Genomic DNA, 14698 nt, shown 5'->3' with positions numbered 1-14698 from the left:
GATACCCGTGCCGATCTTCGCCGTTCACTACGCCTATTCCGAGGCCACCGCCGCAGACCGCGACGTCCACCGACCCGAGCACCGAGCCTGGCTGGCCGGGCTGCTCGAGTCGGGCACCCTGCTGAGCAGCGGTCCGTACCCGGACGGGTCCGGAGCGCTGCTGCTCTTCCGCTCGCCGGACGCGGGACAGCTGAAGGACCTGCTCGCCCAGGACCCGTTCGCCCGCGCGAACCTCATCGACGAGGTCCGCGCCGTGGAATGGGCTCCCGTCTTCGGCGCCTTCGCGCCCTGAGCGGCTACCGGTCCGCTCGGACCCGCGTGCGGAGCAGGCTGGCGACCGTCGCGACCACCAGGATGACCAGGATCACACCCAGCGAGACCGACGTGGAGATCTCCGGGACCGCGACGTGCTCGCCGCCGTTGACGAACGGCAACGTGTTCTCGTGCAGGGCGTGCAGCACCAGCTTCATGCCGATGAACGCCAGGATCGCCGCCAGTCCGTAGGACAGGTACACCAGCCGGTCGAGCAATCCGCCGATCAGGAAGTACAGCTGCCGCAGGCCCATGAGCGCGAACGCGTTCGCGGTGAAGACCAGGTACGGCTGCTCGGTCAGTCCGTAGATGGCCGGGATGGAGTCCAGCGCGAAGAGCAGGTCGGCGAACCCGATGGCCAGTAGCGCCAGCAACAACGGCGTGACCACCCGGCGTCCGTCCACCCTGGTCACCAGCTTGTCGCCGTCGTATTCATCGGTGGTCGGCAGGACCCGCTTGGCCAGTGCGACGATCCGGCTGTCTCGTTTCTCCTCGACCTCGACCTCGTGGCCGCTCTCGCGCAGCAGCTTGACCGCGGTGTAGACGAGGAACATGCCGAACAGGTAGAACACCCAGCTGAATGCGCCGATCGCGGCCGCGCCGACGGCGATGAACGCGCCGCGCATGGCCAGGGCGAGCACGATGCCGATCAGCAGCACCTTCTGCTGGTAGATCCGCGGCACCGCGAAGGTGGACATGATGATCAGGAAGACGAACAGATTGTCGACCGAGAGCGCTTTCTCGGTGACGAAACCCGCGTAGTACTCCCCGGCGTAGGTCGAACCCCACTGCCAGGCGACCACGCCGCCGAACAGCAGCGCCAGCCCGATGTAGACCCCGGACCAGAAGCCGGATTCCCGGAACGTCGGCTCGTGCGGAGTGCGCACGTGGGCGTAGAAGTCGAAGACGAACAGGCCGAGGATCACCACGACGGTGATCCCCCATTCGAGTGCGGTTACGTGCATGCGGTGTGCCGATCGAGGAACATGACGTCCATAATGCCCGATTTGTCCGTTACTACGCGATAGCGAGGTGATTGCCGACCATAATTCCACATGCGTTCACCCGGCCGTTCGTGCCACCGTCGACGTTCGTGGCCGACGACTACCGCACCGCCTACTTCGAGACCGACGCCTGGTTCAGCCGGACCACCACGCACGAACGGAACCTCTCGGCGAGGTCGTGACCGCGCTGCCGCGGCGGACCTCACGCTGACCGGCCTGGTCGAACATCGCAGTGTTCCGTGGAACGCGCTGCCCGGCCTGATGACAACGGGCCGGGACGGTGAATGGCGGCTGACCCGGCACCCGGAAAGGCTACCGTTGAGCTATACCCTTCAGGCACGGAAGAACTGACCGGGTAGGGTCGTCGGCTAGGGAAAAGCGGTTCCCAACACCGACATCCGGTGTTACCTTCTGAGCCGGCGAAGATCAGACCACAGGAAGGCGAGACGATGACCGGGACGGCGGAGCGACAGGTGTCGCCGAGCGATGTCTCGCGCACCGGCGCCGCGCTATCGGCCTGGTCCGTCTCCTGGCGAGCCGCGCGGAGCCGCCCCTGAACGTGTCTTTCGCAGACCGTATCGAAAGGGGTCACTCCGCGGCGAATCGCCAGGAGCGACCCCTTTTTCGTGCGAACGGACGTAGCTCAGCCGGTAGAGCAGCGGTCTCCAAAACCGCCGACCGGGGGTTCGAATCCCTCCGTCCGTCAATCCTTCAGGTCGGAACCCCGACCGATCCCTCGTAGCCCAATCGGTAGAGGCGCCGGACCTAGATTCCGGTAGATGCGAGTTCGAATCTCGCCGAGGGAACCAGCCGGATCACTCCGACTCGTCGGAGTCGCCGCCGTCCCCGCCGCCGCGGATCGACCACAGCAACCCTTCCAGTTCATCGGGTTTCACCAGCACGTCGCGCGCCTTGGACCCCTCGCTCGGGCCGACCACGCCCCGGGTCTCCATGAGGTCCATCAGCCGTCCCGCCTTGGCGAAGCCGACGCGCAGCTTGCGCTGGAGCATGGAGGTGGACCCGAATTGCGAGGTGACCACGAGTTCCACCGCCTGCAAGAAGACGTCGAGATCGTCGCCGATATCGGGGTCGACGTCCTTCTTCTCGCCCGCCTTCGCGGCGGTGACGCCTTCTTGGTATTCCGGCTCCGCCTGGTTCTTGGTGAAGTCGACGACGCCGTGGATCTCCTCGTCGCTGATGAACGCACCCTGCAACCGGGTCGGCTTGCCCGCCCCCATCGGCAGGAACAAGCCGTCGCCCATGCCGATCAGCTTCTCCGCGCCGGGCTGGTCGAGGATGACGCGCGAGTCGGTCAGCGAGGAGGTCGCGAAGGCGAGCCGGGAGGGCACGTTGGTCTTGATCAGACCGGTTACCACGTCCACCGATGGCCGCTGCGTGGCCAGCACGAGGTGGATGCCGGCCGCACGAGCCTTCTGCGTGATGCGGACGATGGCGTCCTCCACGTCGCGCGGAGCGGTCATCATGAGATCGGCCAGCTCGTCGACGATGGCGAGGATGTACGGGTAGGGCCGGTACACCCGTTCGCTGCCCAGCGGCGCGGTGATCGCCCCCGACTTCACCTTCTTGTTGAAGTCGTCGATGTGGCGCACCTTGTTGGCCTGCATGTCCTGGTAGCGCTGCTCCATTTCCTCCACCAGCCAGGCCAGGGCGGCCGCGGCCTTCTTCGGCTGGGTGATGATCGGCGTGATCAGGTGCGGAATGCCCTCGTACGGCGTCAGTTCCACCATCTTCGGATCGATCAGGATCATCCGTACCTCGTCCGGCGTCGCCCGCTGCAGCAGCGACACCAGCATCGAGTTCACGAAGCTGGACTTACCCGAACCGGTGGAACCGGCGACCAGCAGGTGCGGCATCTTGGCCAGATTCGCCGAGACGAACTCACCCTCGATGTTCTTGCCCAGACCGATCACCAGTGGATGGTGGTCGGTACGCGTGGAGGGCGCCTTGAGCACGTCGGCCAGCCGGACCAGCTCGCGGTCGGCGTTGGGCACCTCGATGCCGACGGCGGACTTGCCGGGGATCGGCGCGAGCAGCCGGACGTTCTCGGTCGCGACGGCGTAGGCGATGTTGCGCGCGAGCGCGGTGATCTTCTCCACCTTCACGCCGGGCCCGAGTTCGACCTCGTAGCGTGTCACCGTCGGGCCGCGCACGAACCCGGTCACCGCGGCGTCGATCTTGAACTGCACCAGCACCTCGGTGATCGCCTCGATCATCGATTCGTTGGCGGCGCTGCGTTTCTTCGGTGGATCCCCGTCGGTCAGCAGCGACAACGGCGGCAACGTGTAGTCGCCTTCGACCTCACGGTCGGTGACGAACTCCAGCTGCTTCGGCGGCGGTGGCGTCTGATCCTCCACCACCGCGGCGGGACGCTGCTTCTTCGGCTTCGGTTTCGGCGCGGGTTCCTCGGCCCCGATCTGCTTGGCGTCGCGCAGCGGGGGCTCGCCCAGCGACTCGGTGACCGCGTCGGGATCGCCGAACTCGTCGGGCGGGTAGTTCTCCGCGGGCGTGCGACCGCGCCGCTTGGCGGTGGCGCGATGCACCGGGAATCCGTCGGCGTCGTAGTCGGCCGGGTCGTAGTCCCTGCGCTCACCGTCGAATTCGCCGTATTCGTCGCCACCTGTCTCGGTGCCGAGGTAGCGCCGCAGCTTGGCGGGGACCTCGCGCACCGTCGTCCCGGTCACCAGCAACGCGCCGAAGACGATGGCCAGCAAAAGGATCGGGACCGAGAGCCAGGCGGTGAGGCCGTCGGTCAGCGGCCCGCCGGTCACGAAGCCGACGAAACCGGCTGCGCGGGAACGCCCGTGCGCGTCGGTGGGGGCGCCCGCGGCGATGTGCCACAGCCCGAGGACGGGCAGGCCGATCAGCAGGCCGCCGAGCACAAGCCGCGGCCGGATCTCGGGGCGCGGTTCGGTGCGCATCAGGACGACGGCGATTCCGGAGGCGACGAACGGCAGGCATGCGGAGGCCGATCCGGAGATCGCACGGATCACGTCCTCGACCAGGTGGCCGATGGGACCGCCTGCCGACAACCAGACCGCCGCCGCTATCACGGCGCTCACCGCGATCAGCGCCAGCGCTACGCCGTCGCGCCGATGTCCGTGTTCGATCTCGCCCGCACGGCTCAGGGCGCGTGTGGTGGCGCCGAGCCCGCGGGCCAGCATGGTCCAGCCGCTGCCGATACCCCGGGTGATCACCGTCAGCGGAGCCGTGTCGGACGGACGGCGCGCCGGGCGCCGGGCGGCGGTGGCGCGTCGGCGGGGCGTGGCGGTCGCCCTGGGCGTGGCTGTGCGGGGCGTGGCCGTGCGGGGCGTGGCCGCGCGAGACCGCGCCGCAGTGGTCCTCCCCCGCGCCGATCCCGCCCGCGCCCGACTGGTCGTGGTGCTGCGGGACTTACCTGCCATGGCCCCAGGCTAGCCGCAATCGCCCCATCCGGACCATCCGCAACACTGGCGCCGTTGCGCCTCTGGCGGCTTTTCGCCGATCCCCCGGTCCCGCGCGACGGGATGGCGGCGCGGAAATCAGAACGACCGGTCGGACTCGAGTACCGCCCGAACGGCCTCGGGAGATCCGGCGGTCTCCAGCCGCACTTCGTCCCGGCCGAAGGCATGCAACACCAGTTCCGACGGCTTGCCGGTCAGCGTGACGACGTCCTCGGCGGCGGACCGCACCACCGTGCGCCTGCCGTCCGGCGTCGCCAGCTCCACCGTGACCGGCGCCTTGCGGTAGGCCATCCTGGCCATCTTGCGCAGCACCGACCACAGCTGTTCCTCGTCGGCCGCGGGCAGTTCACGTGGCTGCCAACCGGGCTCGGCGCGGCGCACGTCCTCGTGATGGACGAACATCTCCGACAGATTGACCACGGCGTCGACCGGTCGCAGCGGCGACCACCACGGTGGGCCGGTACGCACCAGCTCCAGCAGTTCGGGGAACGGCTTGCCCGCCGCCTTCGCTTGCACGCGCTCGAGATACCCCGCAAGCGGCTTCAGCAGGATGCCCGGCGCGGCGTCGGGCCGCCGTTCGCGAACCACCAAGTGCGCGGCCAAGTCCCGCACCGTCCACGCACCGCAGAGCGTCCGCGCGTCCGGTCCCGCGGCCTCCATCGCCTCGACGACTCCCCGGCGTTCCCGCTGTGCCATAGTCACACCCTGAACATACCGACCGCTCGGCCATGCCGCCGCGCGGCGCGACGCACCGCGATCACCGCAACCGCCGCGCCACCAGCCGATCCCCCACCGGGATCTGACCGCAGCGCGCGGCCGACCGCGGAAACCGAACACTGCCGCACCTCGGCCTCATCCGGAACCGGATCGTTACGACCTTGCGGTTCAGCGGTTTTCACCGCACAAAAAGGCAGCGTGAGTCCCGCCTCCGGGTTGCGAGGCAGCCGACCGTGGGCCACACTTGGCGCCACGCCGATCGACGTGCATCCATAGCATGGCATTCGCGGCTCTCCCTGCCGGGAAATCTCCGGCTAGCGTAATGAGAATCGGCTCTGTACCTTGTCACTCGGTCCATCGGGTCGTGGGCCAATGACAAGAAGGGGCAAATCCTCGTGAAGAAGTTTGCTACCGGTGTGGCCGCGCTCGCGGCGGTAGGTGCCGCGCTGGCTGTCAGCGCGCCCGCCGCGAATGCCTACACCAACAACTACGGCGCGATCGCGCTGTCCACCTCCACCGGTCTGATCGGGTACTCCTACGACTACCCGAACTCGGCTGCCGCGGAGCAACGCGCGATCAGCTCCTGTGGCGCAGGGGATTGCCAGTCGGTGGTCTGGTTCCGCAACGGCTGCGGCGCCGTGGCGTACTCCAGCGGCACCGGCACCTGGAGCTGGGGGTACGCGTCGTCGCGGCGCAGCGCGCAGGGGCAAGCCTTGGCGCACAACGATTCCGATGCCTACATCGTGCACTGGAACTGCACGTCCAACCACGGCTGACGCCCGGAATTCGAGAAGGAAACAACGTGAAGCACCGCACTTTCCGGACCACCGTGGCCGTCGTCCTCACCGCACTGGCCTGCTCGCTGACCGCCTGCGCCTCCAATGACGACTCCTCGTCTCCGAGCACCAGCGCCGCTCCCGGGCACCCCGCAGGTGAATTGGAGGGCGGCTCGGGCAAGGGCGACAAGGAGGCAGGCTCCGCGCCGACCACGCCGTCCTCGCCCGTATTGCCGAAGCCCACCACGCAGCAGCTCAACGAGCGGCTGCAGAAGGCGTTCGACCCGAACGTGCCGAACACCGAGAAGATCAGCTGGATCCAGGCCGCCGAGCAGGATCCCTATCTGGTCGCCAACCTCGTCGACGCCGCGAAGAAGCAGAAGGTCACCGTCGAGGTCACCAACGTGGGCGACCCGAAGGACGGCAAGCTCAAGGCCGACGCCAAGGTCACCATCGACGGCACCCCGGTGGACAGCGCGTTCATCCAATTCGTGTCCGAGGGCGGCCAGTGGAAGGTCGACCACACCTTCGCCTGCAACATCGTCAAGAGCGCGAAGATCGAGTCCGCGGCCTGCCAGGAGTAAGCCGCTACCGCGTGAGAAGCGCCGGGCAGCTGGGCTGCCCGGCGCTTTTCGCTGTGCGGAAGGTCAGACGCCGATCACCGTCGGCACGATCATCGGACGACGACGGTAGGTATCGGCCACCCAACGGCCCACTACGCGGCGCACGCCCTGCGCGATGCGGTGGGTGTCGGTGACGCCCTCGCCCGCCAGCCGCAGCAGTTCGGCTTCCACCAGTTCGGCCGCATCGACCAGTGCGGTGGGATCGTCGGAGAAGCCGCGTCCGCTCAGCTCCGGCGTGCTCACCGCCTTTCCGGTGGTCTCGTCGATGGCGACGGTGATGGCGATGAAACCGCCCTCGCCGAGCACCAGCCGGTCCGACAGCGTCGATTCCCCGACGTCGCCTACCGAAAGCCCGTCGACGTAGACGTGTCCCACCGGCACCCGTCCGACGACCGAGGCTATGCCGTCGACCAGGTCGACCACCACGCCGTCCTCGGCGAGCACCACCCGCTCCTGCGGCACCCCGGTCGCCACCGCCAGCGCCGCGTTCGCACGCAGGTGGCGCCACTCGCCGTGCACCGGCATCGCGTTGGTCGGACGCACCGCGTTGTACAGGTACAGCAGCTCGCCCGCCGAGGCGTGCCCGGAGACGTGCACCTTGGCGTTCTGCTGGGTGATCACCGTGGCTCCGAGCCGAGCCAGGCCGTTGACCACCGCGAACACCGAGTTCTCGTTCCCCGGGATGAGCGAGGAGGCCAGCACCACCAGGTCGTCGGGGCGGATGTTGATCTGCCGGTGGTCGCCGCGCGCCATCCGCGACAGCGCCGACAGCGGCTCGCCCTGCGAACCCGTCGAGATCAGCACCAAGCGATGGCCGGGCAAGGTGGCGGCGACGTCGAGGTCGACGACCACGCCCTCCGGCACGGTGAGATAGCCCAGATCCTGGGCGATCTGCATATTGCGGACCATCGAGCGGCCGACGAAGCACACCCGCCGCCCGTACTTCTGGGCCACGTCGACGACCTGCTGGATGCGGTGCACGTGACTGGCGAAGGACGCGACGATGACCCGGCCGCGTGCCTTGCCGATCACCGAGTCCAGCACGCCGCCGATCTCCCGCTCCGGCGTGACGAAGCCGGGGACCTCGGCGTTGGTGGAGTCCACCAGGAACAAATCGACGCCCTCGTCACCGAGCCGGGAGAATCCGGCCAGGTCGGTGAGCCGACCGTCCAGCGGAAGCTGGTCGAGCTTGATGTCACCGGTGTGCAGGGCGACGCCGGCCGGCGTGCGGATGGCGACGGCGAGCGCGTCGGGAATGGAGTGGTTGACGGCGAAGTACTCGCAGCCGAACGGGCCGTGCGCGGTGTGCTGCCCCTCGGTCACTTCGATGAGCTTCGGGTGCAGGCGGTGTTCCCGGCACTTCGCGGCGACCAGCGCCAGGGTGAACTTCGAGCCGACGACCGGGATGTCGGGCCGCAGCCGCAGCAGGAACGGCACCGCCCCGATGTGGTCCTCGTGCCCGTGCGTGAGCACGACGGCCACGACGTCGGCGATCCGGTCCTCGATGGGGCGGAAGTCCGGCAGGATCAGGTCGACACCGGGCTGCTGGTCCTCCGGGAACAGCACGCCGCAGTCGACGATCAGCAGTTGGCCGCCGTACTCGAAAACCGTCATATTGCGGCCGATTTCGCCGATGCCGCCGAGGGCGACCACGCGCAGGCCGTTCTCGGGGAGGGCGGGCGGAGCGCCGAGCCGGTCGTGCGCGGCGATCGGATCCGCCTGCGCCGGAGGCTCTTCGACCCGCCGCGCACCGGACTGTCCCCGTCCACGGCCCGCTCGCCGGGATCCCGCATCCTGCGTCCTGGTCTCTCGACGCGCCTGCACGGGCGCGGGCCGCTCGACTGAAACGGCGGGCACCGTCGTCTCGTCGAGTGCCGGTTCGGGCAGCGCGACGGTTTCCGGCGGCGTGTGCTCGGCGGGGGCGGGCGCTCCGGCGGGACGGGACGCGCCGCGACGGCGGCGACGGGGTAGGGACTCGCTCACGAAAGCACTCCGACCGCTCGCAGGTCCGCGGCGAGCGCTTCCAGCTGCTCACCGGTCGGCATCAGCTGCGGCAGGCGCGGTTCGCCGACCTCCACGCCGAGCAGCCGCAAACCACCCTTGCTCATCGCGACGCCGCCCAGCCTGGCCATCGCGGCGTGCAGCGGCAGCAGCGTGGTGTTGATCTCGCGGGCGCGCACGACCTCGCCCGCCGTGTACGCCTCCAGCAGCGCGCGCAGCCGTTCGGGCGCGAGATGTCCGATGACGCTGATGAATCCGGCCGCGCCGACCGACAGCCAGGGCAGGTTGAGCGCGTCGTCACCGGAGTAGAACGCCAGACCGGTGCTCGCGATGAGTTCGGCGCCCATGTTCAGGTCGCCCTTGGCGTCCTTGACCGCGACGATGCGCGGATGCTCGGCGAGCTTGCGGATGGTGTCGCTGGCGATCGGCACCACCGACCGTCCGGGGATGTCGTACAGCGTGACCGGCAGATCGGTGGCATCCGCGACGGCGGTGAAATGAGCGATCAGTCCCTCCTGCGAGGGCCGGGAGTAGTACGGCGTCACCACGAGCAAACCGTGCGCACCCGCCCGCTGCGCGTTGCGCGCGAGCTCGATCGAATGGGCGGTGTCGTAGGTGCCCGCCCCCGCGATCACGGTCGCCCGCTTGCCGACGGCGTCGACGACGGCGCGCAGCAGATCGGCCTTCTCCGATTCGGTGGTGGTCGGCGATTCACCGGTGGTTCCCGAGATCGCGAGCAGGTCGACGCCGCGGTCGACCAGGCGGGCCGCGAGCGCGACCCCGGCATCGACGTCGAGCTTGCCGTCGGCGCTGAAGGGGGTCACCATAGCGACACCTACCGTGCCGGACGCACGCAGCTCCGTTGGCGTCGATTCACCGTTCTTCATGGTCAGAAAGGCTACCCGGTCGGGGACACGCCCTCGACACCGTCGTCGGCGATCAGGCCGCAACAAGGACGCGAATCCATATCGACGACGGTGAGATGATGTCATTTCGCCGCTTGCCTGATGTCATTCATGACGTCACACTGACATCATGGATTTGAACAAGTACACCGGCCAACTGCGCGAGAGCCTGATCGCCGCCGCGGCGCTCGGTGACGAGAAGACGCAGGCCACGGCGGCCGCACTGGCCGCGGCGACGGAAGGCCCGGCCCGCTTGGTGCTGCTCGCCGCGCTGTCGGACCTCGCCGCCGAGGTCAGCGCCGCGCTCGGCGACCGCACGGTGCACGTCTCGGTCGACGGCACCGACGCCTCCATCGATGTGCGCAAGAGCACGGTGGGCGAGCAGAGCCCCTCCTTCGAGGAGATGACCGGGGACATCAGCAGGGTCACGCTGCGGCTGGTGGAACAGATGAAGGCGCGTGCGGAAGAGGCTGCCGCACAGAGTGGTCAGTCCCTGAACTCGTGGCTGTCGAGCGCCGTCCACGGAGCATTGCGCGATCAGATGCGCGGGTACGGGCCCAAACGAGACATCTGACCCGAACGCGCTACAGCAATGCGGCGAGATTGCCGCGATCGCCTGTCGCGACCTCGTCCAGTTCGAGCCAGTCCGCCAGCTCGCGCAGCGCGCCGCCGAGGGCCTGCGCGGTGGCCGGAGTGTCGTAGCCGGGCTCGGCGAACGCGGCCGGCACCCACAACCGGCCGTTCGCGCGTTCCGCCCGCAGATCGACGCGGCCCACGAGTTCGCCGTCGAGCAGGAACGGGAAGACGTAATACCCGTGCACCCGTTTGTGTTCCGGGGTGTAGATCTCGATGCGGTAGTGGAAGTCGAAGATCCGCTCCGTGCGGGCGCGGAAGAAGATGAGCGGGTCGAACGGGCACAGCAGCGCCGCGCCTTCGATGCGACGCGGCGTGGGAGTGCCCGCCCGCAGATAAGCCGGTTTCCCCCAGCCCGCCACCTCCACCGGGATCAGCTCGCCCGCGTCCACCAGATCGGCGATGGCGGGTTCGGTCTGGGTGCGTTGGAGGCGGTAGTAGTCCCGCAGGTCCGCTTCGGTGCCGATGCCGTGCGCGGTGGCGGCACGCAGCACGAGCTCACGAACGGCGTCCTGCTCGGTGACGTCGCGTGCCAGCACCTCGGCGGGCAGCACCCGCTCGGTCAGGTCGTAGTGCCTGGTGAACCCCACACGCGTGGCCACAGACAGCGCGCCCGCCGCGAAGAGCTGCTCGCAGATCATCTTCGTATCGCTGAGATTCCACCAGGAGCCCTTCGGCCGCGGCTTGTCCAGCTCCAGGTGACGCTCCACCTCACCCGCGGTGGCCGGGCCCACCGCGGTGATCACGTCCAGGATGTCCTTGCCCAAGGTCGGATTGCGCTCGACCACCTTGCGCATGCCGGACCAGCGCCCGTGCTCGTAGCGCCGCATCCGCCAGCGCAGCAGCGGCCAGTCCTCGACCGGGATGAGCGCGGCCTCGTGCGCCCAATACTCGACGAGCGACCGTGGCCGCCGCGAGCCGTTGCTCCACGCGGCCTGATCCAGGAGCGTGCGGTCGTAGGGCCCGATCCGGCTGAACACCGGCGCGTAATGCGCCCGCACCACCGCCGACACCGAATCCAGCTGCAGCAGTTGCGTCCGGTCCAGCACGCCGAGCACCGTCCGCCGCGTGATCCGACCGGGCTTGCGCGCCCCGAAGCCCTGCGCCGCCAACGCCGTTCGCCGCGCCGCCGCCGCACCCATCTTCCGCATAACCGACAACGATGCCATGGGGCACCGACAGGTCAGGTGGATACCGTGACCGCGCCCGTGGCGTCGATCTCCGTGCGGCGGTCGCGGTCCGACGCGGTAGCCAGGACGGTAGCCAGGATGCGGCGGCCGGTCGGGAGGATGCGGACGGTGACCGAACCGTCATTGGCGGCGTCCAGTTCTTTGGTGGCGGCGTCGATCACCTGCTGGCGCACCCGATGCGGGACGCCGGTGAAACCGCCGTCGTCGAGCAGGATCACCTCGACACCGCGGGAGCGCGCTCCGCGGGCGGCGCTGCTGAGTTGATCGGTGGCCAGCTGCGGTGCCCGAAGCCCGTCGCGGAGGTCGGCTTCCAGGAGCCTGCACTGTTCCCGCTCGGCGGCGGTGAGTTCGTCGCCGTCGGCGATGCGTTCCAGGATCGGGCGCGCCACCGCGTCCAACCGAGCCAGCTGACGGGTGCGTTCGGAGTTCTCCGCGGCCATGGCGGCTTCGGCGGCGGCGCGCATGGCCGCTTCGTCGCGCAGCAGCCGCAGCGATCGCTGGGTGGGCCGCATGATCGCCGCGAACAGGGAAACCCCGGCGACCGTGGCGACCGGCACGATCGAACCGACGACGACGCCCTCCCGCAGGCCCGCCACCACACCGACCACGGCGATCACCACGCCGATGCCGGCGACACCGAGCCAGGCCGCGGCCGATCGTCCGCGCAGCACCAGCACGGCCAGCACGTAGGACGCGGCGAACGCCGTCCACACCTGCTTCGACCAACCGTGCTCGACATCGAACGAGGTCAGGGTGGTGGCCAGCGGTCCGGAGGCGGCGACGAACACGGTCGCGGGCCAAGGCAGCGGGTCGGTCGGCGCCGCCATCACCACGACACCGGCCAGCGCCAGCACGACCAGTGCCGCGACCGCCGCGGCCACCGGCGATTCCGAGAAGTTCCGGACCATGTACAGCACGATGGTCGCTTCGAGCACGACCAGGAACAACCAGGCCGCGCGGTCGCGGAGCCCGAGCAGATCGCGCAACCCGAATTCGGTTTCCGTCTCAGCCATTTCCGCCCCACACCAGCGTCACGGTCGTTCCCTCGCCCGGCTCGGATTCCACGAACCCGGCGCCGCCGGACAGCTGACGCATGCGGCCCAGGATGCTCACCGAGATGCCGAGCCGATCGACGGGCACCGCGCTCAGGTCGAAGCCCGCTCCGTCGTCGCGGAACACCACGCGAATCCCGCCGGCGCTGATCGTCACAGTGACGGTCCGGCGCACCTCTCGCCCGACGACGGTGGCGTGCCGCAGGCTGTTGCGCACGGCCTCGGCCAGCGCGGCCGCGATCGTGCTCGCGGCGTCCACCGGCAGGTGCAGATCGTCGAATCCGGCCCAGCGCCGCGTGGTGAACCGGATACCGGGGTTCACCTCGTGCACGGCCGAGCGCAGGAACCCGATCGCGGATTGCGCGTCCAGCCGGTCGGGTTCGATCTCGGCGCCCCGGCACTCGTCGAGTTGTTCCAGGGTCCGTTCAGCTTGGCGGCGCAGCACCGGAGATTCGGTCCCGGTGCGAGAGGCATCCAGCAGAGTGGACAGCACGGCGTCGTGGATCAGCGCGGCGAATCGCGCTCGTTCCCGTTCCCGGGCCGCCGTGCCCGCGACCGCCGCCGCGCGGCTGCTCTCGATCGCCGACTCACGATCCACTCGGGCCGCCGCCGCCCTGGCATAGATCACGCACCACAGGAACAGCGCGCTCAGTCCCGCCGCCCTGGCGAAATCGCCCAGCAGCGCGAGTGCGGTGGTCTCCCGCAGCACGACCAGATTGGCCAGCGCGCTGAACGCCGCACCCACCACCAGGTAGGCCACGGCCAGCGGTGGGCGCCAGGCGAGCACGGCCGCGAGCACGCCGAGTGCCAACACCCGATACAGCCACACCGAAGCCGCTTCGGCATTCGGCGCCGCGTACGCCACCGGAACCACCGCCATCGCCCCGAGGAAACTCACCGCCGCCGCACCGGCCACCCGCTGGATCACGTGCGGGCCCATTCCGACCGAAACGACCGCGAGCACCGGGAACAGTCCGAACGCCAGCACCACCTCGACGATCGTCCACTGAACGGGCACGAAACGGCCTTGATCGGCGATCTCGGGCAGTTCCACGATCGCGGCGATCACGCCGGCGATGCCGATGGCGAAACCGAACCGGCGCAGGATGCGATCGGCGGCGCCCTCGGAGACCTTCTCCCTGGACAGCGCGACGACTCCGCGACGCCAACGGCTCGCACGCGGCCGGTCGAGCGGGCGGGAACGGGGGTGCGACGGAGTGTCCAGCATGCTGGACGCGGTCATCCGCGCGGCTGCCGCTCGGGAACCGGCAGCCACCCGTCCTCCACCGCCCGCTTGTAGAGGTCGGTCTTGGTGGGCGCCGGACGACCGGCGTCGGCGTACTTCTGCCGGATCCGGCCGAGGTAGTCGTTGACCGTCTGCTCGGACAGGCCGGTCAACCGCGCGACCCGGGATGCCTTCTCTCCGGACGCGTACAGCGTGAGCACTTCCTCCTGGCGCGGGCTCAGGCCCACGTCGGACAACTGCGGATCGCCGTCGATGGCGGCCGCCCAGTCGGTGGTGACCACCTGTTCGCCGCTGGCCGCACGGCGCACGGCGGCGACGACCGTCGGCACGTCCTCGGACTTGCGCACCACACCGAGCACCCCGGCGCGCGCGGCGGACCGCACCAGGAAGGCGTTGTCCGCGCCGGTGAATACCAGCACCTCGATGCCGCGGTCACGCAGGGCGCGCACGTTGTCCTCGGGCGAGGACCCGTCGGCCAGCCGCAGGTCCAGCACCACCAGATCCAGCTTCGGCGCGCCGTCGGCGGCGGACAGCAGTTCCGGCACGGTGCCCGCGGTCAGCACCAGATCGAGATCCGTTTCCCGCGCGAGCATCGCGGCGAGACCGATCGCGACCGATTCGTGGTCCTCGACCAATCCGATTCGGCGCGGGGCGTTCTCGCTCCCTTCGGCCCAGGTCACCTGGCTCTCCCATCCCGAGGTACTCGTCCACATCCCCACCGCGACAACATCGCAGACAGTATGCCGGGCAATGGTGCGCCATGGTCAGACACCAGAAT

At 69.2% G+C, this 14698-nt stretch carries 13 protein-coding genes and 2 tRNA genes; 6 read left to right on the top strand and 9 right to left on the bottom strand.

Translation table 11 applies throughout. The features are described 5' to 3' along the window. The first annotated feature begins 7 nt into the window (after positions 1 to 7). On the top strand, positions 8 to 292 hold the full coding sequence (locus tag ACIHAX_RS04130; RefSeq protein ID WP_355070193.1) for a YciI family protein: 285 nt from the start codon (positions 8 to 10) through the stop codon (positions 290 to 292). 4 nt (positions 293 to 296) lie between these two features. Here ACIHAX_RS04130 and ACIHAX_RS04125 read toward each other — a convergent pair whose 3' ends face one another. Continuing rightward, on the bottom strand, positions 297 to 1277 hold the full coding sequence (locus tag ACIHAX_RS04125) for a TerC family protein (protein WP_355070191.1): 981 nt from the start codon (positions 1275 to 1277) through the stop codon (positions 297 to 299). 671 nt (positions 1278 to 1948) lie between these two features. On the opposite strand from ACIHAX_RS04125, the gene ACIHAX_RS04120 reads away from it, so the two are divergent. Next, positions 1949 to 2021: transfer RNA gene (locus ACIHAX_RS04120), tRNA-Trp, on the top strand. Positions 2022 to 2048: 27 nt separating this feature from the next. Next, a tRNA-Leu gene (locus ACIHAX_RS04115) sits at positions 2049 to 2125 on the top strand. Between the two features lie 6 nt (positions 2126 to 2131). Here ACIHAX_RS04115 and ACIHAX_RS04110 read toward each other — a convergent pair. Together ACIHAX_RS04110 and ACIHAX_RS04105 are read right to left on the bottom strand one after the other, a co-directional pair. Further along, positions 2132 to 4738, bottom strand: a complete 2607-nt coding sequence (locus ACIHAX_RS04110; protein WP_364426870.1) for a DNA translocase FtsK — start codon at positions 4736 to 4738, stop codon at positions 2132 to 2134. A 117-nt stretch (positions 4739 to 4855) separates the two neighbouring features. Continuing rightward, a complete protein-coding gene (locus tag ACIHAX_RS04105; RefSeq protein WP_364426873.1) occupies positions 4856 to 5479 on the bottom strand; it encodes a TIGR03085 family metal-binding protein in 624 nt (207 codons plus the stop codon). 410 nt (positions 5480 to 5889) lie between these two features. On the opposite strand from ACIHAX_RS04105, the gene ACIHAX_RS04100 reads away from it, so the two are divergent. Together ACIHAX_RS04100 and ACIHAX_RS04095 are read left to right on the top strand one after the other, a co-directional pair. Then, the gene (locus ACIHAX_RS04100; protein ID WP_356961462.1) at positions 5890 to 6270 is read left to right on the top strand and encodes a DUF4189 domain-containing protein; all 381 of its coding nucleotides are present in this window, start codon (positions 5890 to 5892) and stop codon (positions 6268 to 6270) included. Between the two features lie 26 nt (positions 6271 to 6296). Continuing rightward, complete coding sequence (locus tag ACIHAX_RS04095) at positions 6297 to 6854, top strand: hypothetical protein (RefSeq protein WP_355070182.1); 558 nt, start codon at positions 6297 to 6299, stop codon at positions 6852 to 6854. A gap of 63 nt (positions 6855 to 6917) precedes the next feature. Here ACIHAX_RS04095 and ACIHAX_RS04090 read toward each other — a convergent pair whose 3' ends face one another. Further along, on the bottom strand, positions 6918 to 8876 hold the full coding sequence (locus ACIHAX_RS04090) for a ribonuclease J (protein WP_397275695.1): 1959 nt from the start codon (positions 8874 to 8876) through the stop codon (positions 6918 to 6920). Beyond that, a complete protein-coding gene (gene dapA, locus ACIHAX_RS04085) occupies positions 8873 to 9781 on the bottom strand; it encodes a 4-hydroxy-tetrahydrodipicolinate synthase (protein WP_364426881.1) in 909 nt (302 codons plus the stop codon). Before dapA ends, ACIHAX_RS04090 begins: the two co-directional genes overlap by 4 nt. Positions 9782 to 9929: 148 nt before the next feature. Between dapA and ACIHAX_RS04080 the strand changes: the two genes are divergently transcribed. After that, a complete protein-coding gene (locus ACIHAX_RS04080) occupies positions 9930 to 10373 on the top strand; it encodes a hypothetical protein (protein WP_356961457.1) in 444 nt (147 codons plus the stop codon). A 10-nt stretch (positions 10374 to 10383) separates the two neighbouring features. On the opposite strand, the gene ACIHAX_RS04075 is transcribed toward ACIHAX_RS04080, so the two are convergent. From ACIHAX_RS04075 to ACIHAX_RS04060, 4 genes are read right to left on the bottom strand one after another with little or no spacing between them, the layout of a single operon-like run. Beyond that, complete coding sequence (locus ACIHAX_RS04075) at positions 10384 to 11583, bottom strand: winged helix-turn-helix domain-containing protein (RefSeq protein WP_379251309.1); 1200 nt, start codon at positions 11581 to 11583, stop codon at positions 10384 to 10386. Between the two features lie 32 nt (positions 11584 to 11615). Next, positions 11616 to 12635, bottom strand: coding sequence for a hypothetical protein (locus ACIHAX_RS04070; protein WP_397275691.1), 1020 nt, complete (start codon positions 12633 to 12635; stop codon positions 11616 to 11618). Then, positions 12628 to 13950, bottom strand: coding sequence for a sensor histidine kinase (locus tag ACIHAX_RS04065; RefSeq protein ID WP_397275689.1), 1323 nt, complete (start codon positions 13948 to 13950; stop codon positions 12628 to 12630). Before ACIHAX_RS04065 ends, ACIHAX_RS04070 begins: the two co-directional genes overlap by 8 nt. Further along, positions 13914 to 14633 carry a response regulator transcription factor gene (locus tag ACIHAX_RS04060; protein WP_355071007.1) on the bottom strand — a complete coding sequence of 240 codons (720 nt, stop codon included), beginning with the start codon at positions 14631 to 14633 and terminating at the stop codon, positions 13914 to 13916. The genes ACIHAX_RS04065 and ACIHAX_RS04060 overlap by 37 nt, the downstream gene beginning before the upstream one ends. Positions 14634 to 14698 lie beyond the last annotated feature (65 nt).

The sequence above is a fragment of the Nocardia sp. NPDC051929 genome (assembly GCF_044548645.1).
Lineage (GTDB): Bacteria > Actinomycetota > Actinomycetes > Mycobacteriales > Mycobacteriaceae > Nocardia > Nocardia sichangensis.
The sequence above is the reverse complement of the archived record's forward strand: the minus strand, read 5'-3'. Positions and strand labels throughout refer to the sequence as shown.